At 55.5% G+C, this 24345-nt stretch carries 21 protein-coding genes and 2 pseudogenes; 10 read left to right on the top strand and 13 right to left on the bottom strand.

All coding sequences use genetic code 11. The annotated features are described in order from the left end of the window. Window positions 1-555 precede the first annotated feature (555 nt). Window positions 556-1119, top strand: a complete 564-nt coding sequence (locus FJV47_RS02725; protein WP_159610075.1) for a type 1 glutamine amidotransferase domain-containing protein — start codon at window positions 556-558, stop codon at window positions 1117-1119. Then, window positions 1112-1423 carry a putative quinol monooxygenase gene (locus FJV47_RS02720; RefSeq protein WP_159609781.1) on the top strand — a complete coding sequence of 104 codons (312 nt, stop codon included), beginning with the start codon at window positions 1112-1114 and terminating at the stop codon, window positions 1421-1423. Before FJV47_RS02725 ends, FJV47_RS02720 begins: the two co-directional genes overlap by 8 nt. 41 nt (window positions 1424-1464) lie before the next feature. Here the strand turns inward: FJV47_RS02720 and FJV47_RS02715 are convergent, their stop codons facing one another. The 4 genes from FJV47_RS02715 to FJV47_RS02700 all read right to left on the bottom strand — a co-directional run bounded on the left by FJV47_RS02715 (window position 1465) and on the right by FJV47_RS02700 (window position 5954). After that, window positions 1465-2532: an IS30 family transposase gene (locus tag FJV47_RS02715; RefSeq protein ID WP_159609779.1), complete on the bottom strand. Its 1068-nt coding sequence runs from the start codon at window positions 2530-2532 to the stop codon at window positions 1465-1467. Window positions 2533-2604: 72 nt separating this feature from the next. Next, window positions 2605-3087, bottom strand: coding sequence for a helix-turn-helix domain-containing protein (locus FJV47_RS02710; protein ID WP_159609777.1), 483 nt, complete (start codon window positions 3085-3087; stop codon window positions 2605-2607). A 343-nt stretch (window positions 3088-3430) separates the two neighbouring features. Continuing rightward, window positions 3431-4537 carry a zinc-binding dehydrogenase gene (locus FJV47_RS02705; protein ID WP_159609775.1) on the bottom strand — a complete coding sequence of 369 codons (1107 nt, stop codon included), beginning with the start codon at window positions 4535-4537 and terminating at the stop codon, window positions 3431-3433. Between the two features lie 94 nt (window positions 4538-4631). After that, entirely contained in the window at window positions 4632-5954 is a 1323-nt protein-coding gene (locus FJV47_RS02700) for an MFS transporter (RefSeq protein ID WP_159609773.1), read from the bottom strand. A gap of 149 nt (window positions 5955-6103) precedes the next feature. Between FJV47_RS02700 and FJV47_RS02695 the strand changes: the two genes are divergently transcribed. After that, window positions 6104-7582: an NAD-dependent succinate-semialdehyde dehydrogenase gene (locus FJV47_RS02695; protein WP_159609769.1), complete on the top strand. Its 1479-nt coding sequence runs from the start codon at window positions 6104-6106 to the stop codon at window positions 7580-7582. Between the two features lie 14 nt (window positions 7583-7596). Here FJV47_RS02695 and FJV47_RS02690 read toward each other — a convergent pair whose 3' ends face one another. Next, on the bottom strand, window positions 7597-8325 hold the full coding sequence (locus FJV47_RS02690; protein WP_159609767.1) for a GntR family transcriptional regulator: 729 nt from the start codon (window positions 8323-8325) through the stop codon (window positions 7597-7599). Window positions 8326-8383: 58 nt separating this feature from the next. Here FJV47_RS02690 and lhgO point away from each other — a divergent pair, with 58 nt between their 5' ends. From lhgO to FJV47_RS02670, 3 genes and pseudogenes are all read left to right on the top strand, one after another. Then, window positions 8384-9637, top strand: coding sequence for an L-2-hydroxyglutarate oxidase (gene lhgO, locus FJV47_RS02685; protein WP_159609765.1), 1254 nt, complete (start codon window positions 8384-8386; stop codon window positions 9635-9637). 1526 nt (window positions 9638-11163) lie between these two features. Beyond that, window positions 11164-12228, top strand: coding sequence for an IS110 family transposase (locus tag FJV47_RS02675; RefSeq protein WP_159609763.1), 1065 nt, complete (start codon window positions 11164-11166; stop codon window positions 12226-12228). A gap of 330 nt (window positions 12229-12558) precedes the next feature. Continuing rightward, a pseudogene (locus FJV47_RS02670) lies at window positions 12559-13783 on the top strand (transposase); the annotation flags it as partial. 26 nt (window positions 13784-13809) lie between these two features. Here the strand turns inward: FJV47_RS02670 and FJV47_RS02665 are convergent. From FJV47_RS02665 to FJV47_RS02655, 4 genes are all read right to left on the bottom strand, one after another. After that, complete coding sequence (locus FJV47_RS02665; RefSeq protein WP_235026310.1) at window positions 13810-14691, bottom strand: AAA family ATPase; 882 nt, start codon at window positions 14689-14691, stop codon at window positions 13810-13812. A gap of 28 nt (window positions 14692-14719) precedes the next feature. Beyond that, window positions 14720-15289 carry a Mu transposase C-terminal domain-containing protein gene (locus tag FJV47_RS16535; protein ID WP_235026309.1) on the bottom strand — a complete coding sequence of 190 codons (570 nt, stop codon included), beginning with the start codon at window positions 15287-15289 and terminating at the stop codon, window positions 14720-14722. Window positions 15290-15419: 130 nt separating this feature from the next. Further along, window positions 15420-15950: a transposase family protein gene (locus FJV47_RS16530; protein WP_235026308.1), complete on the bottom strand. Its 531-nt coding sequence runs from the start codon at window positions 15948-15950 to the stop codon at window positions 15420-15422. Window positions 15951-16175: 225 nt separating this feature from the next. After that, the gene (locus FJV47_RS02655; protein ID WP_159609759.1) at window positions 16176-16736 is read right to left on the bottom strand and encodes a recombinase family protein; all 561 of its coding nucleotides are present in this window, start codon (window positions 16734-16736) and stop codon (window positions 16176-16178) included. Window positions 16737-16901: 165 nt separating this feature from the next. On the opposite strand from FJV47_RS02655, the gene FJV47_RS02650 reads away from it, so the two are divergent. From FJV47_RS02650 to FJV47_RS02635, 4 genes and pseudogenes are all read left to right on the top strand, one after another. Then, on the top strand, window positions 16902-17270 hold the full coding sequence (locus FJV47_RS02650; protein WP_159609757.1) for a helix-turn-helix transcriptional regulator: 369 nt from the start codon (window positions 16902-16904) through the stop codon (window positions 17268-17270). After that, window positions 17267-19195, top strand: a complete 1929-nt coding sequence (locus FJV47_RS02645) for a cation-translocating P-type ATPase (RefSeq protein ID WP_159609755.1) — start codon at window positions 17267-17269, stop codon at window positions 19193-19195. The genes FJV47_RS02650 and FJV47_RS02645 overlap by 4 nt, the downstream gene beginning before the upstream one ends. 188 nt (window positions 19196-19383) lie before the next feature. After that, window positions 19384-20073, top strand: a complete 690-nt coding sequence (locus tag FJV47_RS02640) for a thioredoxin domain-containing protein (protein WP_159609753.1) — start codon at window positions 19384-19386, stop codon at window positions 20071-20073. Between the two features lie 96 nt (window positions 20074-20169). Then, window positions 20170-20400 (top strand): annotated as a pseudogene (locus tag FJV47_RS02635) (IS3 family transposase); the annotation flags it as partial. A gap of 206 nt (window positions 20401-20606) precedes the next feature. Here FJV47_RS02635 and FJV47_RS02630 read toward each other — a convergent pair. The 4 genes from FJV47_RS02630 to FJV47_RS02615 form a co-directional block, all read right to left on the bottom strand. Next, window positions 20607-21071, bottom strand: a complete 465-nt coding sequence (locus tag FJV47_RS02630) for a phage tail protein (RefSeq protein WP_159609751.1) — start codon at window positions 21069-21071, stop codon at window positions 20607-20609. Window positions 21072-21136: 65 nt separating this feature from the next. Beyond that, window positions 21137-22333, bottom strand: a complete 1197-nt coding sequence (locus FJV47_RS02625) for an acyl-CoA dehydrogenase family protein (RefSeq protein WP_159609750.1) — start codon at window positions 22331-22333, stop codon at window positions 21137-21139. Window positions 22334-22362: 29 nt separating this feature from the next. After that, a complete protein-coding gene (locus FJV47_RS02620; RefSeq protein ID WP_159609748.1) occupies window positions 22363-23511 on the bottom strand; it encodes an acetyl-CoA C-acetyltransferase in 1149 nt (382 codons plus the stop codon). Between the two features lie 83 nt (window positions 23512-23594). Continuing rightward, window positions 23595-24206, bottom strand: coding sequence for an alpha/beta fold hydrolase (locus FJV47_RS02615; RefSeq protein ID WP_235026307.1), 612 nt, complete (start codon window positions 24204-24206; stop codon window positions 23595-23597). Window positions 24207-24345 lie beyond the last annotated feature (139 nt).

Genomic DNA, 24345 nt, shown 5'->3' with positions numbered 1-24345 from the left:
GCTTCGCGGAGGGAGCTGGGCCGACTGGTGAGCACATCAAAAGGATATGTGCTGTGCCTGATATGTAAACCAGGTTGCGTGCTTGTGGCGCAGTCATTGACGATGAGCCGGGGGATGTTCGGACGAAACTCCCTGAATCGTCTGGGGCGGTTGATGCAGTTCACTGGTGGCATCAGATGCCAGGCGTTTTATGCCTCAAAACCCTGGGACGGATCAGATGAGAAAGGGAAGTCAAGGCACCCGGGATTGCCATATGCAATGGTTCTTTGACGGTATACACTCATTTAAGGGCCAGCCGTTATCGCAAGTTTGGCCCTGATATAAAAGTAAAACAGTCGACACACGGATCTCATCGTTGGCGACAAGACAACGCCGCATCTGGTAGTCACCTAGGCTCCGCCCTTGGGCAGGCGGGCTGATGCCTATTGGAACTTCGATGAGTACACTGACGACTGGCCCAAGGTAGTGTTGCAGCTAGATTACGTTGTCCTTTATGGACAGCTGATGACCCTCCTACAGAAGCAGGCCACCGCCTCTTACAGAACGGAGCACAAAATGGCAGACGAATTGAAAGGCAAGCGGGTCGCGATCCTTGCCGCAGACGGCGTGGAGCGCGTCGAGCTGGAACAGCCGAGACAGGCACTACTTGATGCCGGCGCCACGACTGAGTTGCTGTCACTGCACGAGGGCGAGATCAAAGCCCGAAAGAATGACCTGGATGAAGCGGGGACATTCTCGGTAGATGCCCTAGTGAAATCAGTTTCGGTCGATGACTATGATGCACTGCTGCTTCCTGGTGGCACGGTCAACCCGGACCAGCTTCGGTTGGATGCCGATGCGGTAGGTTTTGTACGCGATTTCGTGGCCACCGGCAAGCTGGTCGCCGCGATCTGCCACGGCCCATGGACGCTGATCGAAGCCGGTGTCGCGAAGGGTCGGACGCTGACTTCCTACCCGAGCATCCGTACCGACTTGCGCAACGCAGGTGCGAATGTCGTGGATCAGGAGGTAGCAGTTGATGGGAATCTCATCACCAGTCGCTGGCCTGACGATCTTCCGGCTTTTAGCTCTGCGATCGTAGAACAGCTCAGCGAGGCCAAGGGAGGCGACCATGATTGAGGTTGCGTTGTCAGTAGTACTGCGAGCCAAGCCAGGCAAAGAAGAGGAAGTCGCGGAGTTTCTCCGTAGCGCTCGCTCCATTGTCGAGCAAGAAGAAGGCACGAGAGCCTGGTTCGCCTTGAAGTTCGATGCATCGACCTTCGGGATCTTTGACGTGTTCCCAGATGACGAGGCCCGCCAGACTCACTTGTCTGGAGGCGTTGGTCAGGCGCTCGCTGCCCAGGGTGCAGATCTGTTCAGCGTAGACCCGAACATTGAGAACGTCGATGTGCTGGCATACAAGCTGCCCGGTGAAGGCGTGTAGAGGACTAGGCGGGTTCTAGCGGTCGTCGCAACACCGACGGTCTAGGCTTCCAACAATAATTCATGCATACGCTCGGCTGGAGTTTTCCAGCCGAGCGTTTTGCATGGACGCCCATTAAACACCACCGCCACCTGCTCCAAATCCTCCGGACCATACTTACTCAAATCAGTACCCTTCGGAAAATACTGGCGAAGCAACCCATTAGTGTTCTCGTTCGAGCCGCGCTGCCAAGGACTGTGCGGATCACAGAAATACACATCCATATCCGTCGCCGCACTAAACGACTTATGCAACGCCATCTCAATACCCTGATCCCACGTCAAAGAACCACGCAACGCCTCCGGCAACTTCGCCATCGTTGCGATCAGCCCGTCACGCACCGTTTCTGCCGTGTGATCCTCTGGCAGGTGCACCAACATCACAAACATGGTGGCACGTTCCACTAACGTGCCAATCGCTGACTGATTCCCCGCACCCATAATCAAGTCACCTTCCCAGTGTCCTGGTACCGCACGGTCCTGGACCTCGGCAGGACGCTCACTGATGTTGATCATCTCATCACGGAAACGTGGCCGGCGCTGATCAGTTTTCTTCTGAGGTTTACGGTGCACCCTGCCCGAACGCAAGGTTTGGGCAACTTCGCGTTTCAAACCACCACGGGCTTTCAGAAAGATTGATTGATACACCGTTTCCTGGCACACTCGCATCTCCAAATCATCAGGGTGATCAGCCACCATACGGGAACAGGCTTGTTCCGGTGACCACCCTAGACGCAAACCATGGGCAACGTAATCACGCAACGGTCCGTGGCAAGCAAGCTTCGCGGTCTTAGGCCGTGCCCTACGGGCCACGGCCCGCCGATGCGCCGCGTAAGGATAGTAATCCCCGTGGGCTGTAAGGTTTCGTCGCAGTTCCCGGCTGATCGTGGACGCTGCACGGTCCAGCTTCGTAGCGATCTGGCGTATCGAGTGACCGGCAACGTTCAGTGCGTAGATTTCTTCACGTTCCATCACAGATAAAAACCGTGAGTCAATCTGTTTGTCCAACGCGAGAATGCTCGGATTCGCGGTGGTCTGTTGCTTACCGGATGAGGTGGTGTGAGTGGTCATGCCACTGTTATAGTCCACCACCCGACCATCAGGATAGAACCGTTTGTTTCCGCTTTTGTGGATGCCGTTGTACTACTCTCGGCTGGTTTCCTCATGGATGCCCACCTGTTTGGCGGCTTCCTTACGGCTCATCCCTTGGGCACGTAGGCGTAGGAACTCTTCGCGTCGGCCCATGCGGGGTTTCGAGGTTTCTAGCCCCGCTTTGACAGCCCATTGGTAGCACGTAGGCGCCGGAATGTTAACTTCCTGAGCTGCTTTACTGACGCTCTGATGCTTGGCGAAAGCAGTGAAGAACGCGTTCTTCTGTTCTTGCGTGTATTTAGCTTTAGGCTTTCCACATGCTGCAGTGGGACCTTTTCGAGGTGATTTCCATCCGTATACTTTGGCGAGCTGCTCCGCGGTTGGCAGTGCGATGCCCATGGCTTGGGCAGCGTCCTTGACGCGCTGGGTTTGGTCGAGGACTTCGTTGAAGCGTTGTTTCTCGCTTGCCGTGAGCCTTGCCCTTGGAGCTTGTGGTGGGGTGGTGGGTGTTGAGTTTTCGGTTAAATGAGGCACGGTCGGTGCAACTCCTGGTTGTTCAGGGTGTTGCACCGACCGTTAGAACCCGCCCCTTTTCATCCCGTAGAGGTCATCGCCCCGGTCTTGCTGTTCAGATGCTCAACAGCTGGTTTTAGCTTCCGGTAGACGTGCACTACCTTCTGATACCAGGTCTGAATGGGCTGGTATCAGAAGGTTTAGACAAACAACGTCGGGCTCTTTGCAAGATGGCTGGTGTAGAAACTTCCATCCCTCGTAAAAGCGTCGTCCTAATAACACATTGACAGACTCTCCCCGGGGCATCGGTTTAGGTGGTTGTACTCCAAATCATGAAGAGCCAATACGTTGTGACTGAGCCTTGTTAGTCGGTGCTGGTTTGTGGGCGAAGTGCGGCTTTGGTGACCCGGCCAGCTGCTACGTCATTGAGCGCGTCGTTAACGTTCTCCAAATCGTAGGTGGAAAGAATCGAGGCTAAGTCGTGGTTCTTCACCAGATGTGGCAGGGACTTGATGTACTTGACGTAGTGGGCTGGAGAGAAGCCCCAGGAACCGAACATCTTTAGTTGTTTCTTGGTGATCTTATGTGGGTTTATCGCAGTGGGACCGTGATCCGTGTACTGTCCGAGGACCAAGACCTGCGCGTTCGGTCGGGCCAAGTCGATGGCTTCAGCTACAGCAGACGGAACGCCCGCACATTCGATAACGACGTCAGCGCCTCGAGCTGCGATTTTTTGGAATGCGGCTAAACGTTCTTCAGCGCTCGGGTAGGTATCCATATCGATAGCGACGTCCGCCGCGCCGATCTTCAACGCGACCTCGATACGCGAGGAGGGGCCGCCGAGCAGAATGACTTGGGCCGCGCCCATGGCTTTCGCGTACATGGCAGAGGCCAGCCCAACAGGCCCTGCTCCCTGAACTGCCACGACCGAACCCGGCTCGATACTGAGATTCTCGACCACCCCATGGATCGCCGTCGGACCGGCACAGCCAAGGGTAATGGCCTCTTCAAAGCTGACCGTATCGGGTAACTTGATGATAGTTGTTCCAGCTTCGAGAGAGATTGTCTCTGCCCATCCGCCCTGTAGGTGTGGGGCGTCTGTGGCCTTCCGATTGATTCCATAGATCTTACGGTTCTGGCAAAGTGTTGGCTCTTTAAGGACAAGGCATTCGTAGCAAGTGCCGCAGGGGATGTTGTTTGCCCATACCACGCGGTCTCCTACGGCAAGAGGCTCGCCTTCGACATCGGTGTCTAAACCTTTGCCCAAGGCACGGATTCGCCCTACTCCTTCATGTCCCATGGCTATTGGGAGCGGGACGGAAAGATGACCGGTTCGAAGGTGAACATCGGTGCCGCAGATCCCGCCAAGGGCTACATCTACCAGGGCACCTCCCGGTTCCACCTCTGGCATTGGGAATTCGTGTAATTCAACCGAGGTATTGAATTCTGTCAATACTGCTAATTTAGGCATGGAAGTCCTCCTGTTGTGGTTTTTGCCCGGGCGCCTTTCCTAAAGAGAAAAGGGTGTTATTGATTTTTTGGGTGGCAGTAATTCGGCCGAGTCGTCATGGCGTCACGCTGGAAGATGCACGTGCTTCGGGGCGATCGATCCGCTTCTTTGCCGGGCGGCTTAGGGCGATTGCAGTGAAACCTACTGCAGCAGCCACCGCGATGTAGGTGGCTACGGCCATAGAGGAGCCGGTGTTCTGCATTAGGTATTCAGCGATAAATGGTGCTGGCGCAGAGGTGATGATGCCACCGATCTGGTAGGCCAACGAACTGCCGGTGAAGCGAACCTCAGGCTGGAACAGTTCGGGGATGAAGCTCGCAACGACTGCATAGGCAGTGGCGTGGGTGATAGGAAGGGCAATGATCATAGCGCCGAGGGCCAGCATGGGCTGGCCGGTATTTACAAGCCAGAACACTGGATAAATTAGCAGAGCGACCATGGCGGCCCCAACGAGCATAATCTTCTTCTTGCCCAATCGATCAGCAAGCATTGCAACCATTGGAATAGTGAAAACTTGAATGAATGCAGCGATGATCAACGCCATGAATACAGACTCACGGTTTAGTCCCACGTGGGTTGGTCCGTAGCTGAGCAGGTAAACGGAAGAGATGTAGAAGATGATGTTTGGTGATGCCAGCGTCAAGGTACCTAGAATCAGTGGCCACCATGCGGTGCGGATGAGCTCGAACAGTGGAACACGGACTTCACGCTTCTCGGACTTCATCTTGAGAAATTCAGGTGATTCAGTGATGCGCAGGCGAATGAACAACCCGACGACGATTAGTAGTGCTGAGATCCAAAACGGCACACGCCAGCCCCACGCATGGAAGGAGGCCTCGTCCATCTGTTGCATCAGCAAGAAGATGGTGGAGGAAAGTACCAGAGCGGCGGGTACGCCTGACTGCGTCCACGAAGCGTAGAAAGCCTTCTTCTTTTCCGGTGCGTGTTCTAAGGCCATGAGTACTGCACCGCCCCATTCGCCGCCTACCGCCAAGCCTTGGAGGAAGCGCAGGGCCACTAGCAAAATAGGGGCCCAAATGCCGATGGCGTCGTAGTTTGGCAGGAAACCCACAATGAAAGTGGACATGCCCATCAGCATCAATGACCACACCAGAATAGTCTTGCGGCTTACCTTGTCTCCGAAGTGGCCGAAGATGATACCGCCGAATGGACGGGCGATAAAGGCTACCGCGAATGTTGCGAGCGCCGCCAAGGTCCCTGCTGCTGGAGAAAGCGCAGGGAAGAACTGGTCGTTCAGCACGAGTACTGCGGCGGTGCCAAAGATGTAGTAGTCGTACCACTCGATTGTGGTGCCGATCATTGATGCCGCGGCGACGCGCCTGGCCGGCGGTAGATGCGAATGTGCAACGGTGGACATGCTTTGCTCCCTCTCGAATTCCTGTGACATTGCCATCAGGTAAGTATCATAAGTCACACTAATCCTTGCTTGCATGTAACATGTATGTCAAGAAGCATTGCCCAGGCTAATGTGAAAATGTCCTAGTTTCAGAAATACGAGGGTGGCAAATGAGTACCGAAATTTGGAAAAAAATATCCTGGAATGAAGGGGAAATCGAACTCCCACTAGGGATTTATATCGATGGAGAGTGGCGGGCAGCGCAGGGAGGTAAGGTCTTTTCCGTACAGAACCCCGCTGATGAAACCGTGATCGCGGCCGTGGCAGATGCAGGCACCGAAGACAGTCTCGAGGCGCTCTCCGCGGCGACAGCGGCTCAGGGCGGATGGGGTAAGACCACAGCACGCCACCGTTCCAACGTCCTTCGTTCCGTTTACGAATTACTCAAGGAACGCAAGGAAGAAATTGCATGGGTCATGTCCCTTGAAATGGGTAAGCCGCTGGCCGAAGCGCGCGGTGAGGTTCAGATCTCGGCAGACTACTTTCAGTGGTTTTCAGAGGTAGTCACCCAGCAACAGGGAACCTACACTGAGTCACCGACTGGTGAATTCAAGATCATCACCACCCATCAGCCAGTTGGTCCGTCCTACTTGGTAACACCGTGGAATTTCCCGCTCTTCATGGGGGCTCGCAAGGCCGCGGCGGCTTTAGCCGCAGGATGCACCATCATTATCAAGCCAGCAGCGTTGACTCCTTTGGTAACCCATATGTTCGTACAGGTTCTGCACGAAGCGGGGCTGCCACAGGGTGTGGTCAACCTTGTAACGACTAGCTCCTCATCCGCGCAGTCGAAGGTTCTCATGTCACGCTCTGAACTGAAGAAGGTTAGTTTCACCGGCTCCACTGCCGTGGGTGTGACTCTACTGAAGCAAGCCGCTGACAACGTCATGGCCACTTCAATGGAGCTAGGCGGCAATGGGCCATTTGTTGTTCTTTCCGATGCCGATTTGGATGCCGCCGCAGAGGGAGCAGTGGTCGCTAAATTCCGTAATGCCGGTCAGGTCTGCGTCGCTGCCAACCGCATCATTGTTGAGAAGTCTGTGGCTACTGCGTTCAAAGAACGATTTGTCGCCAAGGTCGCAGAACTCAGAGTGGGATCTGGCACTGACGCTTCGGTTAATATCGGTCCTCTGGTAGATGAAAAACAGCGTCGTAGCGTCCAGCAGTTGCTTGGCGAGGCTGTGGAGGAAGGCGCAGAAATTCTCTTTGGCGGTGGCGCCTTCGAAGGTCCAGGATTCTTCGTCAATCCCACTGTGGTAACCAACGCTTCAACGGACTCGGCGATCGCCACCAGTGAGATCTTTGGCCCAGTCGCTTCCATCTATGAAGTTGAAGGCGATGAAGCAGCGCTGGATCTTGCCAACCAAACGCCATTCGGATTGGTCTCCTACGTTTACACACGCGATGTAAGTCAAGCTCTGAAGGCTGCTGAGAAACTCGACAGCGGAATGGTCGCAGTCAATCGCGCTGTCGTGGCCGATCCTGCCGCACCCTTCGGAGGGATTAAGGCATCCGGGTTCGGCAAGGAAGGAGGTCACGCCGGGATCAAGGAATATCAGATTGAAAAGTACATCGCTCTGAGCATGTGATCTGCAATGCGGTTCTAAAGGACGCCCTCGCTAGGCGCGGACAACCAAGCAAAAGATTGCTCCACATCGGCCGTCGCAAATTCGGGACAGTTCAGAGTTTCCTGTTGGATCAGAACTTGTGCCGTATTGGCAATGTGTCGGAAGACCGCACGACCGACCGCCTGTGGATCACCGTCTCGATATCCACTGATGATATCGGCGTGGTCGTTGAAGCATTCCATGGCCGAACGGGAGGTGGGAACGGTGCCTACACCCGTACTGAGGACGAAATCGCGTTGTTCCTGAAGGATGACTAAAGCTTTTTCGTTCCCAGAACCGGACAGCAACGTTTGATGGAAGTCCCTGTCAGCACGCAACACCGCGTTAGGGTCACCAGATTCCGCAGCTGTCAAAAATTGTGCAACTGCAGATTCGAATTCAGCCGAAGTGGAATCGTTCTTATTCAGCGTTGCCAGTCGGGACAACGGAACCTCAAGCATGATGCGGACCTGAAATACCTGAAGCAGCGCATCTAGCGAGGTCTTGAGGACTCGGAATCCTCTTTTGTCTTCAATACGTACCATGCCACGACGTGCGAGTTCCATCAGGGCTTCACGGACGGGGGTACGGGACACGCCGAGCTTCCGAGCTACCTCTGAACCTGTATATAGCTGCCCAGGGATAAGGGAACCCTTGATGATCTCCAACCGGATCGAGTCGACAGCCTGTTCAGTCAGGGTGGCATTGCGGTTAACAGATTCCATTTACCTATTGTTCCAGTTCAAGTAAGAGTAAAGAAAATTCCTAAGGAGAAGCATACCCATGTCTAACTATTCTTTTGGCGTCGTGGGCGCAGGCATCATCGGAGCGGCGGTGGCACGAGAACTGATGCATGTTCATCCTGGTGCTCAGATCACCATCATAGAGAAGTCCAACGAAGTTGCGGCACACCAGACCGGACATAATTCCGGTGTTGTGCACGCAGGCTTATATTATCAGCCGGGAAGTCTGAAGGCCCGCCTGTGCCGACGTGGTGTTGACCTGCTGCGAGACTACGCGATCTCCAAGAACGTTCCCTACGAAGAGTGCGGAAAGCTTGTTGTTGCCCTCACTGAGGAAGAAGAGAACCGGGTCCGGGATATCTACAAGCGGGCTAAGGCTAACGGCGTTCCCGACGTGGCACTCATCGGGCCAGACGAGATGCGGAAAATTGAGCCAAATGCGGTTGGCCGGCTCGCCCTGCACTCGCCCCACACCGCGATCATCGACTATGCAGCTGTGACTCGAGCGCTGATCGAGGAAGTGACAGCGGGCGGAGCAAATCTCCTATTGAACACCGAGGTTACGGGAATCTCTAATTTTGAGGACCGCTGCACCGTAACCGTCGATCGTGACGGGCAGAGCGCCACCCACCAGTTCGACTACCTGATCGTCTGTGCAGGTCTACAATCTGACCGAATGGCTCGATTGGCAGGCGGATCTCCCTACCCCAAGATAGTTCCATTCTTCGGCCAGTATTCGAAGCTCGCCCCGGAACATCGCAACATCTTGAACGGATTGGTATACCCGGTTCCCGACCCTGATTATCCATTTCTCGGTGTACATCTGACTAAACGTGTGGACGGAGAAATGCTGGTCGGGCCCAACGCGTTCCTCTCCTTCGGACGCGAGAACTACAATGGATGGCGCATCAGCATTAAAGACACCCTTGATGTAACATTCAGCAGAGCCTTCTGGAAATTTGCTTCCGGAAACATCAAAGCAGCCATCCACGAAGTCGGCGCCGTGATTTCCCGGAAGAAATTCCTTGCAGGTGCCGCAGCCTACGCTCCAGAGTTAGACGGAGCAGTTTCAACGCCAATCACACGCGGAATACGCGCGCAGGCAATGGACGAGAAGGGACACCTGGTTGACGATTTTGTCATCGAGCATTTGGACCGAGTTACTGTCCTACGAAATGCACCTTCTCCTGGGGCTACCTCCTCACTGGCAATCGCCGAGCATCTCGTTGAAAATCTTGGGCAAAACTTGAAAGAGGTTAACAATCACGCTCCGGGATCGGATAGCAAACAATAACGCAAGATAGCCATAACCGGATCTGCTCAACACCCTCGTGGCAGATGGGGAGACAGCGCAAACATGAATCTAGTAGCTGGCTTACGAGACGCACTTTCTCGGCAGCGGACGTCGGCGAAAAGAAGTCCAGAAAGGGTAGTTAATTCCCTTTTCGACTCCGCCGGAGAATTTGTTCCCTGACCAACGTTCAGCCCACGTATCAGTGGTTGACGTATGTGGGGCGAGGAACCGGAATCGCACGCCGAAGAGTGGCCGGGCTAGTTTCTAATGAATTATTTGCGAGGGAAGAAACACCACGAACGGAACAGTGCAGGTCGCTGGATATGCGTTCTGGTGGTAATCGCTGACCATCAGCTTCATATTGCTTGGACCGCTTTGTAGTCAGAAAGACTACTTCGGCGATTGAGGGGAGATCATCCAGGCAATATGAAGTATTTGGTGTTGGGGTATTCCCCGATGTATGCCTAGCGGCCTTCGTCAACTGAATTGGATGTTTGTCTGGGGCAGGGCCAACAACGAATTCACCCAAGGGCATTGCGAGGCAGTGCTGTTATTCTTCGCGATGTCTCGGTAGGCATGGATAACGTTGGCGCTGTGCAGGCTCTGCCGTTATTGCGGAAGTTGGTTTCCACGATCACAACGCGGTTGGCACTGAGCGAGTCGCGGATCTCCCATGTAGGAAATCCGCGACTCGATTCCGAATAACCGACGACACGCGATGGGCGCGCAGTCGAGTCAGAGGCGATTCTTGGTTTGCGCAGTCGCAATCAGCCTTTGATCACGGCCTTCTTTTGCTTCACGATTTCAAGGGCCTGCATGAGATATGACCCAAACACGGGGTAGTTCTCGCTCATTGGAAAATGACCGATTTCCTTCATCTCTATGAATTCCGCATTGCGGATCTCACTGGCAGTCCTGGCCCCATTTTCGGGAGTGGTGAGGTAGTCGTACCCCCGGTCATAAGTACGACAGCACACCGGTCAGTGTCGATTTCTCCGATCTTCCCGCGCAGGTCGTGGTCAACGGAGTAGAAGTGCAGGTCTCCGTTGAACGCTTCGGAGCCTTGGCTGTAATACCGCCCTGAGCACTCCTCTTCCACAAACCTCTCAGTTATCGTGGTTGGAACCTTGAGCTACAGCCAAATTCGTGATAACCCGGTGCTTCCTTGGAGTGTTCGACAGGGGACCGGATGGCGAATCCGGACAAGCTCATCTCCTCAGCCGCCTGGTGCGGGACCCTAAATCGTCTGTAAGTGTTGGTAGTGGCTGGCCTGGGGCTAGCTGGCAGAGTGGTACTGGTTCCTCCGACCAGGTGTGACTCATGAATCGTCTGACCCCTGCGGGGTGTCATTCCCGGGATCTGTCCACTTGGTTGGAAGGGCCGGCGCCGCCCCGGCCCATCGCGATGGCTTGATTAGAAGCCTGCCCAATCCCTGGGGATTGTGGCCCCTTACAGGCATGCCTCGTAGTGATCTTCTCCCGGGCCGACGCCGGTCACGACGTCCGCACGTTAGAAGGAGACATCGCATGTCAATTGTGGCAGATCACTATCGATTCGTCATCGGCGTGGATACACACGCCGCAACTCATACCTATGCGATCTTGGAGTCGCCCTCGGGCAAACTTCGGGCGCAGGAAACCTTTCCAACCACGAGCGCCGGCTTGGAACGCGCGGCAGCCTGGATTGGGCGCCGCACCGAAGGTGACATCGAGAGTGCCCTCATCTCGGCCGAGTGCACCGGCTCCTACGGGGCCGTGATGTCCGACCGTTTTGCGCAGGTCGGCTATCGCGTAGTTGAAGCCCCCACGCCTTCAACCAAACGCCTGCGGGGCAAAGGCAAAACCGATACCTTGGACGCGATCACGGCTGCCAGATCGACTCTCGTCATGGACTTGGACAAGCTGCGGGACCGCCGGGCGGGCGAGGTTCAGACCGCCCTGAAACTGCTCAGCGTTGGACGTGAGCAGATGAACGCCGATCGGCTACGTGCCATCAATGCCCTGACAGCACTGGTACGCGCCCACGACCTGGGCCTTGATGCGCGCAAACCGTTGACCGCATCCCAAATCAAGACCATCGCGGCATGGCGCACACGCGATGAGGCCCTCGGTGCCACTGTTGCCCGCGGCGAGGCCGTGCGCCTGGCCAAGCAGATCACTGGCCTGGATGGCGACTTGAAGGCCAACCAGGTCCAGCTCACCAAACTGACCACTGAACATGTGCCGTCACTGCTGGACATGCACGGAGTGGGAGCGGTGACCGCTGCGATCATTATGGCCGTCTGGTCACACCCGGGACGCATCCGATCCGAATCTGCATTCGCGATGATCGCGGGCACCTGCCCGATCCCGGCGTCCTCGGGAAACACGGTCCGGCACCGGCTCAACCGCGGTGGTGACCGGCGACTGAACCGGGCTATCAACACCATCGCGTTGACACGAATGCGCACCGACAAAGCCACCCGAGAATATGTCCAACGCAAGATCGCCGAAGGACGAAGCAAACGCGAAATCATGCGGAGTCTCAAGCGCTACATCACCAGGCAAATCCATCGGGTCCTGACCACAAACCCGCCTCTATCGGTTACTTGACAAACATAGAAGCATCCCGGGTCTCATGACGCTTTCTATCCAGAGAATGAAAAGCATGCCCAAGCAGTACATCGCTAAAGTCAAGACGCGCGCACTAACCTACGTCTTGCACCGGTTAGATTGATACAGATCGGTCTACGGTGCCTGCCAGGAGCTCGTACCCAAGTTGTGCATAGGAGCAGAAACTCTGCGCAGATACCCCGGCGGATCCCTGTCTGTCAGGCTTGAGTGAGACCACCGATCCATAGCCAGTTACCCTACTCTGACAGGGCGAGAACAGGACTAATCACCACCATGAGCATCGCCTTCATCCACCCACTGGCCAGCTCCATGCCGGAGAATGGGACCATGGATTCCACCTAGCCCCGCCCGCACCAGCCACGACGCCGTACCTTCATCCCGGCCCAGAAACTCGCTCACCTGCAAGGCTACGAAAACGCGATCCAAAGCGGGCAGAGCCGCGGCTACCTGCGCGCCAACGGACTATATTCTTCGCAGATCGTCGAGTGGCGCAGGCTCCGCGATGCGGGAATGCTCGACGGAAACAACCCCGCCAACAGCACCAAGGGTGGCGGGAAGCTGAGCAAGGAACAAGCCGAAATCGCCCGGTTGAAAAAGCAGCTCGTAGCCAGCGAGCAGCAGCCCGCCACCACGCAGACCGCCTTGGACATCATGGGAAAAGCACATGCGCTCTTGGAACAAATCTCAAAGAGCGCGGATTCCAAATAGCAGCACAAGACATACTTGCTGATGCCTACCAGTAGCTGATCGACAGCGACGTTTCCACGCGGTGGGCCAGCACGCTGGCAGGGGACAACCGGGCCATGATGCAGCGCCACCAGCAAGCTACGCGAGCACCACAGCCGGTTGTTGCAGCGCCGCGTCCAGCACCGGCGAACAAGCTCACCACGAGCGAAGAAGCTCTGATCCTGGCAACCTTGAACAGCGAGCGGTTCATCGATCAGGCACCCGAACAGATCTACGCGGTCCTCTTGTCTGAGGGCACGTATTTGTGCTCGGTGTCCACCATGTATCGGCTGCTGCGCCCTGAGAAGCAAGTGGCCGAACGCCGCCAGCAGGCCCGCCACCAAGCCGGAAAGTCCCGGAACTGGTCGCGTACCAGCCAGGTGAGGCGTTCACGTGGGACATCACGAAATCGGCTGGCCCAGCCAAGGGCACCTATTTAGATGCCTACGTGATGATCGATATTTACTCGCGCTATATTGTCGGTTGTCAGGTCCATGCCCGAGAATCCGGTGAGCTGGCTAGGGAGTTCATGGCGCGGGTGTTCGCCACCAACCAGATCCCCAAGGTAGTTCATGCCGATCGTGGGACCTCGATGACCTCGAAGCCGGTCGCTGCATTGCTGGCGGACTTGGATGTGCTGAAGTCGCATTCGCAGCCGAAGGTCAGCAATGATAATCCCTATTTAGAGGCTTGGTTCAAGACCTTAAAGTATCTTCCGGTGTTTCCGGAGCGGTTCGGTTCGCTGGCTGATGCCCGGGATTTTATGGACCGGTTTGTTCAGGCGTGCAACGGGCATGTGAATCGCAGCGATAAATGTCGTAAATCTCGCGGCGCTTAATGACCTATGAGAAGAGATTGTTGCGCCGCATCCACCACTTCAGGATTCAATTGCTCTTGATGATTGATGTTCATTATTCTTTTGATCTGTGTCGTTATCCGGTCAAGGAGGCGGAAGTTTCCGTTAGTCACTCGCAGGATAGACGCCAGCGCGGCAGCATGAGCAATACTGTCGCCATGTGGATCTGGATTTGGGAAATATCCGGCCAATACCGCTGATACCTCGCCTGGTTGAAGAGGCCGGTATTCATGGGAGAATCCGATGCGACTATAGAGTTGCGGGTAGCGTGCCAGTCGCTTCTCAATTCCAGGCATACCTATCAGAATGACTCCCATGGCATGCCGATCATAGAAGTCTCGAACTTGTTCGAGTCCTGTTGCTTTGAGACGGTCGGTTTCATCAATAATCAGCAATTCCGTGTGACCGCTGTGCTGAGAATCGGTGTGAACCAGTGGGTCAACATGGCTGTACGTTGCATACTCAACACCCCAGGAAATTTGTTGGCAAGCACGCGGTAGACCAAGATCAATTTGCTTGATTGTTGCGGCTACGGTAGGCGTGAAGAACGCGGTTCGGCTCTCCAGTGCGCGTTCTGGAACTGCTGGAAGTGGCCCATCCTCCCCAGCTAATGGAAACCAAAGTTTCCAGTCATCAGTACCGGCATAGTTGCGAGCTGAGAGTGTCTTGCCGATTCCCGGAGCGCCATAACACAGCCCGATATATCGATGAGCCCGGACTGTATCCGCGAACTCAACAAAGCGGCGATGCTCGCGGGTACTGACAAATCTTGGTCTATTCCTGGCCACGGGCGACGCTGCATTAGTGAACTCGTCGAAATGGCCGTTGAGGAAACGTCGCCCGTCATCTCCCGGAGTCAACAGTGAGTGACGAGGCCGGTTGGGACTTTCATTCGTCGGAGGCATAAGTTTTTAATCCATGACGTTGCGAGGAAGGACCTGGTGTCGGATCTTCAGGCGATGTCGTCGGTGATTCCTCGGGACGATAGCGCGGATCCTGGGGAATCGTTTGACGGATTTCTTCGTACTGTTTCAATTGTCGTTTCAAGGAGCGACGCTGGTGGTTCCTTGCCTGCCGCAGTTCCTCGAAAGTAACGGCCATTGACGCACGCTCGGGAGCAATAGCACGGCAAAGGAATTCGTTGTTGAAGTACAGGCGGATTTCCCCAAGATCTCTCGGGTCGTATCGCACTGTGACTTCTTCACCCACATAGGCGGCCAGTACCGGCGAGATATACCGGGTTGAGGCGAACCGGATGCCGTCTCGCTGTACTCTTCGATGAGCAGTCGCCGTGAGCAATAGCAGGTCGATATCTTCGGGATGTTCTGTGGTGCGCGGGATAAATCCCTGAGCCTTCCACCGGGTGTGAGGAGCGTCGCCCGTTGAGGAGTGTGGTCTTTCGTTGTACTCGTGAACGATGAACCGCTCCATGATTGCGTCGAGCTGGCGCAAATTCAATGAAAGTTGGTTGGTTGATGGGTTGTCCGCTGGTTCCGTGCGGTATGTAGCCAGGCAGGTGAGGCGAGAGCTTGGTGGTAATTGTTCGATAGAAGCGTTCGATTTTGCCGCGCCCCTGCGGTACCGCGACTCATGAATGAATCAGCTGGATGTGCAAAGCCAAACACAATTCATCAATTCGGGAGGAGGTGAAGTCGGTCCCGTGATCGGTATAGAGGACATTTGGCAGGCCGTAAATCGGCCACAAAGGATTGTCTTTTCGGCTGATCGCATGATGCAGGGCAAGGGCTGATTGTTGCGCACTCGGCGCTTTAGCATTAAGGGAGTAACCCACTATGGCGCGCGAGTAATCATCGAGGACGATGCTGAGCCATGGGCGGATGGGGCGTTGTTGCTCGTCGAGGATCATCACATCAAGTAGTGTGTGATCCATTTGCCATTGTTCGTTAGGAGCCTGGGTGGTGCGTCGGTAAACAAGTTCAAACTTGTCTCGGTATTCGCGGTTTCCGCCTGCGGCGAGTGCAAGTAGCCCAGGATCGATGTTGCGAGCGACAGAACGGATAGTGGTGTACCCAGGAGCGTGAAGTCCTCGATCAAAGGCAATGTCAGAGATCCGCCGATGGATATAGGCATAGCTGGGGGCAGGGGTACGTAAACACAAAGCCTCGATGATCTGTACTAGATCACGGTCGGTTCTCAGCGTTCCCTAATCCCGTCGAGGCTTTCTGCTCAGAGAGCCTGCGGCACCTTGCTTTTCCCACCGCTGCAGCGTTCTCACGCTCACCGCGCTGTGCCTCGACAAACGAGCCCACGGAACACCATCTGCATGTTGGTGGAGCAGTTCGATCTTCTGCTGCGAGGTGAGCTGTACCATCATGTCACCGCACTAGACCTGTTCGACTTGAAGCGCGAGATGACGATAAATAGTAGGGCGGGACACGCCGAAAGTATCGGCAATTTCCTGAACAGTATGTTCGCCCTGGTCATACATGGAGCGGGCCTGCTGAATCTTCGTTGGTGTCATCTTGAAGCGTGGCCCGCCCTTACGACGTCGAGCGCGGGCTGCTTCCAGTCCGTCTTTGGTTCGTTCCACGATCAGGTCATGCTCGAACTCGGCAATGGCTGCCAGCACGTGAAAGAACAGCCGGCCGCCTGGGGTGGTGGTGTCGATTCCTTGCGAGAGGGCTTTGAGTCCGATGCCGCGCTGCTGTAAATCCTCAGCAATGTGTTTGAGGTGCCGCACCGATCGGCCTAAGCGGTCGAGTTCGGTCACGACGAGGGTATCTCCGTCACGCAAGTAGTTCAGCGCCTCGGTCAACGCAGGCCGGGTTGCGAGGGTTCCGGACGCGTGCTCGGTGAAAATCTTGACGCAGTTCGCTGCTTTCAGCGCGTCGACCTGGCTCGCAGGGTTCTGATCGTTCGTGCTCACGCGGGCGTATCCAATCAAAGCCCTGCTTCAGTGTAAATCAAACGGTGCTGATGTTACATAGTTTGCGGACACGGGTTACGAGACACGACATGCCGGATTCACCCTCACTCATTGAAGCTGTCTCGTAAACGTTCATTGGTGATACACGATCAATAGTTCATCGATTGCTGTATAGTTCACTACATGATGACCATTGATACGCGGATCGACGTGATGAACCGGCTGGGCCGAGCCATGGCCGATCCCACCCGCTCCAAAATTCTCCTGTCCCTGCTCAACGCCCCGGGGTATCCAGCCGAGCTGGCTAGTGATCTTGGGATTTCACGCACCAACGTTTCTAACCACCTGACCTGCCTGCGTGGATGCGGCATTATCGTCCCTGAACCAGAAGGTCGCAAAACCCGATATAAGATCGCCGATCCCCATCTAAGTGCAGCGCTACTGGCTCTGGTGAACGTGACTTTGGCTGTGGACAAACAGGTACCCTGCATCGACTCCACCTGCACTGTGCCTGGGTGCTGCGCCACTTCCACCACGGAGAATGCATCATGAGTTCAGCATGCGGCTGCGAAGCGACCACTTCGACAGACGTTGAAGAGAATGAGATCGAACGTCCCTGGTGGCGTGATCCAGCACTTCTCATCCCCTTAGGCTCCGGGGCCTTTTTCCTTGTGGGGTTGATTACTGAGTGGAGCAGTGCGAATGCAAGCAGCGCGCATGCAGTCGCGCTCGTCTTGTTCTGGGTTGGCCTGTTGCTGGGTGCTTCGACTTTTGTTCCAAGAGCAATTCGAAGGCTTTTCACCCAGGGCAAGCTGGGCATTGCGCTACTGATGACTATCAGCGCTACCGGAGCGGTAATCCTTGGCTACGTGGAGGAAGCCGCTGCGTTGGCATTCCTGTACTCCATCGCCGAAGCTTTGGAAGACAAAGCCATGGACCGAGCCCGCACCGGGCTGCGCGCGTTACTGAAGCTTGTTCCGGATACAGCTACGGTCCTTCGCAATCAGCAAGCGGTAGAAGTATCTGCCAACGAAATCCGTGCTGGCGATATCCTTCGGGTGCGTCCCGGTGAGCGGATTGCCACCGACGGCGTGGTGTCCGCCGGCAGCAGTAGCCTTGATACTTCGGCCATCACCGGTGAATCAATACCTGTGGCAGTCACCACGGGTGATCAAGTGGCGGCAGGAGCCATCAACACCTCCAGCGCGTTGGAAGTGACCGCCACGGCGGCAGGGTCTGACAACTCGTTGACAACCTTAGTTTCCCTGGTCGAGCAGGCCCAGAATGATCGTGGTCAACGGGCCCGTCTGGCGGACCGCATCGCCCGGCCACTCGTCCCAGGGGTTATGATTCTTGCCGTCCTAGTTGGTGTCCTCGGCTCAATTTTCGGCGATCCGGAAACATGGATCACCCGCGCGTTGGTCGTACTTGTCGCCGCGTCTCCCTGCGCCTTGGCCATTGCGGTGCCTGTGACGGTTGTTTCAGCGATTGGTGCGGCTAGCAAATTCGGGGTCATCATTAAGAGCGGAGCCGCTTTCGAACAACTCGGCACGCTGCGCCGCGTGGCCGTGGATAAAACCGGAACGCTCACGCGCAATGAACCAACAGTCGCCTCCGTACACACAATAGGCGACGTCTCGAAGGCGGAAGTGCTGTCCCTGGCCGCAGCCTTGGAAGAGCACAGCACGCATCCTCTCGCGCGGGCCATCAGCTACGCCGCAACCAACATCCCTCCGGCATTGAACGTTACCGAGGAACCAGGCCATGGGGTGAAGGGGTGGGTCGATGGCGCGGAAATCGCTGTGGGCAGCCCCCGGTGGATCACCCCTGGGCCACTGGTTCAGGCAGTGGAATCCATGGAGAACCAGGGGCAGACGTGTGTCCTGGTGACCCGCAATTCCCGCATCATCGGTGCTATTAGTGTTCGCGATGAACTGCGCCCCGAAGCGAAGGAAGCCATCGGGCAGCTCCAAGCTCAGGGTGTGGACGTGGCCATGCTGACCGGCGATAACCAGCGCACTGCCCAGGCATTGGCGGCGCTGGCCGGGATTACCGAAGTGCATGCGCAGCTGCGACCTGAAGATAAGGCCACATTGATCGCTGAATCGGTCAAGCGCCGCCCCACGGGAATGATCGGCGATGGCATCAATGACGCGCCCGCCCTCGCTACCGCAACCGTAGGCATCGCGATGGGCGCTAGCGGATCGGATGCAGCGATAGAGTCCGCCGAGGTGGCCTTCACTGGCCACGACCTCAGGCTCATCCCGCAAGCGTTGGCTCATGCGCGGCGCGGGCGCAACATCATGAACCAGAACATCGTCCTGTCCTTGGCGATCATTGCAGTGCTTTTGCCGCTGGCGATCACCGGGACCCTCGGGTTAGCCGCTGTGGTGTTGGTTCATGAGGTTGCTGAAGTCGTGGTGATTGGCAATGGGTTGCGTGCTGCACGGGCTAAACGCACCGGTGACAGCCAGTAAATGCGTACTTCCGCTGGAGCAGTACGGAAAAAGATGGCCAGCATCAAAGAGTAGTTTATCCCGCTACAAGGAAGTCCTGAACACCCTCGCCCGTATCGGCTTCGAAGAAAGAAGAACGACTCCGAAGGCTGATTCTCACGGTTGAGTCGTCAATAAGTTTGAGCTGAACCACCAAAGGAAGTTGCGTAGTGAATACCACCGTACGGAAACGAACCAAATCTACAACGATCGCCTGGATCGTGATTACCGTCCTGATACTTGGAACACTGACCGGAATCTTGATCGCCAAGAATTCCGCCCAAAATAAAACCGGCCTCGCCGCCGCACCGGGGCCAGAAGCAGCTCAAGGTCAAGTCGTCCGCCCTAACAGCCACGTATTGTCCAAGGCTCCAGAAGAGAAAGCGGTCCTGGTGGAGTTCCTGGACTTTGAGTGCGAAGCTTGTGGCTCCATATATCCCTTCGTTGAAGAACTGAGGAAAGAATACGGGCAGAACGTCACCTTCGTTCAGCGCTACTTCCCACTTCCAGGTCACCGTAACTCAATGAACGCTGCTGTCGCTGTCGAGGCTGCGGCGCAACAGGAGAAGTACGAGCAGATGTATCAAAAAATGTTTGACACCCAAAAACAATGGGGTGAATCGCAAGATGACTACAGCGAACTATTCCGTGACTATGCCAAAGAGTTGGGATTAGATATGAAGGCCTACGACGCAGCCATCGCCAACCCCAAAACTCAACAACGCGTTTCTCAGGATCTCACCGATGGGCAAGCTCTAGGAATCACCGGCACCCCAACGTTCTTCCTCGATGGTCAACCACTGCCAATTCAAACTGCCGAGCAGTTCGAGACCGCGATCAAATCAGCGATCTCGAAGTAAGTCCTACTGATGATGCCGCGACCTCAGCAAATACTTATTTGCTGAGGTCGTCATCGTAGACCGAGAAAAGAGCGACATTTAACTCCGCGATTCACAAACGGGCATCACCGGCATTCGGAGATCGGCTTCCATACGCCGGCGGACGTGCATTTCGGGATGACCGGGCATGTTGAGGACCAACGGCTTGCCGCGCTGCAGGCTGCGTGGGGCGCGCATCCTGAACGGTTCGGTCAGCGTAGCCTGCCGAAGAAGCTGCAGGTGCCTGAAGCGGCGTGGATCAACGAGCCAATGAAGCTGGAGGAGCGTGAAGAAGTGACCGCTGTTTAGCACCCGTTGGTCTCACTTGACTTGAAAATTTCCGAGTTCATTGTCAGGCAGCAGACATACTTTGAACTGTTGGCACGCGAGATCCAAATCGCGCACCAACAGCAAACCCCGATAGATCAGATCGTGTTCCCACCCAGACTCTGGGAGATGTGGCCCGAGGATTTTCTGAAAGAAGCAGCCCAAGATGGTTTCGGGCAGCTGGGGGATTAGTACTCGTTCTTGATTACGAAGTAGGAGCCACGAATCGTTCCGGCGAGCTTAGATTTCTGTCGCGCAAACTTGAACTTATCCGCAAGCTCAACAGGAACCTCCATACCGTCGGACAACTTAAAACCGACAGCTCGTTTCTCGCCTTCATCAATGCCGTACAAGACGTTGATGGATAGCCCGGACTCATAGAAAACGTAAGCTCTCTTAGCGCCATCGGCTTCAAAAACACAGGCCTGCAAGGGGCGGGAATCAATGCGAAGTTCTCGCTCTTCAACCAAGATCTTGTGAACCCAGTCGACGACGTCCGCGGCTGCTCCAGCATCTTCGAGTACAAGATCGTGATCGAACTTGTTTTTCAGGTAACGAGCCTCATTGGCTCGTAACCCGGCCAGCGCCTGCGCAACTGGAGAGGTCTCCAAGCCGTCGGTGGAGACGTCTTTGAAATCAACCAAATATGACATGCCTGTATCTGTGCCTTCCCCGGCAAAAGTGAGTATTCATTCGTATAGTAATGCTTTTGTCGGTCTTAGCTAAACGCACTGAATCCAGTGAGATCACGACCAAGAATGAGTGCCTGAATGGATTCGGTGCCTTCATAGGTATGCAAAGCCTCAATGTCGCCAACATGCCTGATCACGTGGTTTTCCAGCAGGATGCCATTCCCGCCGAGCATGTCCCTGGATGTGGAAGCGATTCGCCTCGCTGCACGAGTGTTGTGATACTTCAACAGGGAAGCTTGAGTGTCTTTCAATGCTCCCGCAGCTTGTTGAGATGCCACCGCGACACATTGCAATTGCATATTGGTTAGCTCGGCAAGCATTTGCGCCAGGCGTTCCTGAACCATTTGATGTGCCCCCAGTGGCTTGCCAAACTGTTCCCGAGTTTTTGCATAGGTCAGTGCTGCTTCAAAGAGGAACTGGGCATGTCCCAAAGCAGACCAGCCGACATTAATCCTGGTAGCAATCAATGCTCGGGAGACATCTTTGAAGCTATTTACATGAGGAAGTCGAGCGCTCTCAGGTACCCGTACATTGTTTAGCCGAATTTCGGCTTGTTCGATAGCTCGCAGAACTCCTTTACCCCGCACCGGCGAAGCTTCGTATCCCGGAGTTTGCTGATCAACGATGAACGCTTTGATTCCACAGTCTGCTACATCGCGCGCCCAGACAAGGGTGATCCCTCCGGCAGCCCCGTTACCGATCCATTTCTTATTTCCGTTCAGAATCCAAGATTGACCATCCTTTTGTGCGCTGGTTTCCAGACTTACCGAATCTGAACCATGGTGCGGTTCTGTCAGGGCAAAACCACCCAAGAGCTGCCCACTGGCAACGGGTTGAAGGTACTTATCTCGTTGTTCTTGGCTGGCGAAGAGGCTAAGGGTCCGTAAGACCAACCCGCCTTGGACCGCCGCAGCTGCGGCTATGGATCCGTCAGCTCGTGAGATCTCCATGGCTACCAGCCCGGCCGCTAGTGGTGAAAGAACCTCATGGCCAGGAATGGTCAGCCCATCGGTCAGCAAATCCAATTCGCCGACCCGTCGCACCAAGTCGACGGGATAACGCGCGTTTTCCCAGTGCTCATTGATTACCGGAAGGATCTCTGCGGTCAACGACCGCGCACGCAACCAGTGCTCACGATCTTTCTGCGTGAGCATGGAGAAGGCTTGAAGATAGTCAATGTCCAGAGCTGTCTCTAGCCTGTAGGGTTCCCATGGATCACTCATCGGTTATCCTTCGTCCCGGCGCAGTAAACTTAGAGTCGTTCAATGATGGTGACGTTGGCCTGACCGCCGCCTTCACACATGGTTTGCAATCCCCAACGGGTATCACTGCGTTCCAATTCGTGGAGCAACGAGGTCATCAGCCGGGCACCGGTAGCCCCGATGGGATGACCTAGTGCAATAGCTCCTCCGTTGACATTGACCTTGGACATGTTTGCGCCCAGTTCTCGCTGCCACGCCAGCACCACAGCTGCGAAAGCCTCATTGATTTCAATCCGGTCCATATCCTTCAATGACATGCCGGATCGTTCAAGCGCGAACTTGGTGGCGCGAATCGGCGCGGAGAGCATCATGATCGGATCATCACCGCGGGCTGAGACATGGTGGATACGCGCGCGAGGCTTTAACCCATAGCGCTTTACGGCAGCTTCGGACGCGACCAGTAGCATGGCCGCACCATCTGACGTTTGGGACGCGGTGGCCGCTGTATGTAGTCCACCCTCAACGATGGGCGCAAGGCTAGACATCTTGGAACGGTCGACGGTGCGGGGCCCCTCATCCACGGCCAGCTCGTCCAGAGCAATAATTTCGCGGTCAAAATAGCCATGAGCTTGAGCATGTAGGGCCCGCTCATGAGACGTCGTGGCAAAGTCCTCTAATTGTTCGCGAGAAAGCTCCCAGCGCTGGGCCATCATTTCGGCGCCCCGAAATTGGGAAATTTCTTGATTCCCATAGCTGCCGGCCCACCGCGTGGATCCCTGGTAGGGGTCGGGGAAGCCGAAGTCCTTGGCAGCACTATTCGAATAGGACAGCGGAATGCTGGACATTGATTGAATACCGCCGGCTACTACAAGATCACTAGTTCCGCTCATCACCGCCTGGGCGGCATAGGACACGGCCTGCTGTCCGGATCCGCACTGGCGTTCAATAGTGGTTCCCGGGACGTGGTCCGATAATCCGGCAGCTAACCAGGCATTGCGCGCGACATCCATGGATTGTGGGCCTAGCTGATCGATGCATCCGAGAATGATCTCGTCATATTCTTCGGAATCAATGTTGTTGCGTTCCACCAGTTCAGCCAGTGGCGCAGTGGCAAGATCTAGTGGATGGAGCTGGGCCAAAGACTTTCCCCGTCGTCCTACGGGAGTTCGAAGTGCGTCGATGATGTAGGCCTCGCCCATGAGGTTCCTCCAAATTGTTCACGTGCAATAAGTCTGAGTTTGACCAACAATGCCCAAATCCGAGGCTGTTGTCTAGAGTTTGATCACTCGGAAATTTCTCGTTCCATCATGGCTGCAGCAATGCGATCGGTGTGATCACTAGGGATAGCCGTCGATGCGTTCTCCAAAACAAGTAGCTGCGCATCGGGGATTTCCCGTGCTATAGCTTTGCCGTTACCTACGGGGAAGAAAGGGTCTTTACCACCGTGAACCACAAGGGTCGGTTGCTTGAGCGTACCGAGGCGTTCGCGCCACCGTGGAGAACAGTCAATTTTAGAAAAGACGATGCCCATTTGGTTCGCCATATGGGCAGGTGGCGTGTTTTCAGCCGTGCGGTCCCACATGCGTTCAGCAAGTTCTCGCGCTTGGTCTGGATCATCGCCGAGGACTAACGCACCCGCAGCGGCGTGCTCAGCTACAGCCTTACGATCAGTCCAGTCAGGAAGAGCCGAAGAAAACAGTATTCGCATGATCTGCTGGTCATGATCAGGTAAATCATCATCCACCGGTCCAGGTGCCACTGGACGCGTCCCATAGAGGGTCAACGTGCTGAAGCTGTCAGGAAAATCCAACGCCGCGACTTGGGCGATCATGCCGCCGATACCGATGCCGGCCAAATGCGCAGGACGTTCATCCAGACTCCGTGCCAGCGCCACGGCGTCTTTTGCCAGATCGCGCAGATTATAGGGGGGTCCATCGGATTCACGGTCGTTGATTCTCCACAGTCACGTAAATCGTAGCGAACAACGTGTTTGTTGAATGCAGCCAACTTTTCGCATAACTGATCAGGCCAGG

This window comes from Glutamicibacter sp. JC586, from assembly GCF_009805585.1.
Lineage (GTDB): Bacteria > Actinomycetota > Actinomycetes > Actinomycetales > Micrococcaceae > Glutamicibacter.
The sequence above is the reverse complement of the archived record's forward strand: the minus strand, read 5'-3'. Positions and strand labels throughout refer to the sequence as shown.

Excerpts from the sequence above, each read along its gene's own strand:
- FJV47_RS02725 (WP_159610075.1), top strand. The coding sequence starts at position 556 with ATGGCAGACGAATTGAAAGGCAAGCGGGTCGCGATCCTTGCCGCAGAC.
- FJV47_RS02720 (WP_159609781.1), top strand. The coding sequence starts at position 1,112 with ATGATTGAGGTTGCGTTGTCAGTAGTACTGCGAGCCAAGCCAGGCAAA.
- FJV47_RS02715 (WP_159609779.1), bottom strand. The coding sequence starts at position 2,532 with ATGACCACTCACACCACCTCATCCGGTAAGCAACAGACCACCGCGAAT.
- FJV47_RS02705 (WP_159609775.1), bottom strand. The coding sequence starts at position 4,537 with ATGCCTAAATTAGCAGTATTGACAGAATTCAATACCTCGGTTGAATTA.
- FJV47_RS02700 (WP_159609773.1), bottom strand. The coding sequence starts at position 5,954 with ATGTCCACCGTTGCACATTCGCATCTACCGCCGGCCAGGCGCGTCGCC.
- FJV47_RS02695 (WP_159609769.1), top strand. The coding sequence starts at position 6,104 with ATGAGTACCGAAATTTGGAAAAAAATATCCTGGAATGAAGGGGAAATC.
- FJV47_RS02690 (WP_159609767.1), bottom strand. The coding sequence starts at position 8,325 with ATGGAATCTGTTAACCGCAATGCCACCCTGACTGAACAGGCTGTCGAC.
- lhgO (WP_159609765.1), top strand. The coding sequence starts at position 8,384 with ATGTCTAACTATTCTTTTGGCGTCGTGGGCGCAGGCATCATCGGAGCG.
- FJV47_RS02675 (WP_159609763.1), top strand. The coding sequence starts at position 11,164 with ATGTCAATTGTGGCAGATCACTATCGATTCGTCATCGGCGTGGATACA.
- FJV47_RS02650 (WP_159609757.1), top strand. The coding sequence starts at position 16,902 with ATGATGACCATTGATACGCGGATCGACGTGATGAACCGGCTGGGCCGA.
- FJV47_RS02645 (WP_159609755.1), top strand. The coding sequence starts at position 17,267 with ATGAGTTCAGCATGCGGCTGCGAAGCGACCACTTCGACAGACGTTGAA.
- FJV47_RS02630 (WP_159609751.1), bottom strand. The coding sequence starts at position 21,071 with ATGTCATATTTGGTTGATTTCAAAGACGTCTCCACCGACGGCTTGGAG.
- FJV47_RS02625 (WP_159609750.1), bottom strand. The coding sequence starts at position 22,333 with ATGAGTGATCCATGGGAACCCTACAGGCTAGAGACAGCTCTGGACATT.
- FJV47_RS02620 (WP_159609748.1), bottom strand. The coding sequence starts at position 23,511 with ATGGGCGAGGCCTACATCATCGACGCACTTCGAACTCCCGTAGGACGA.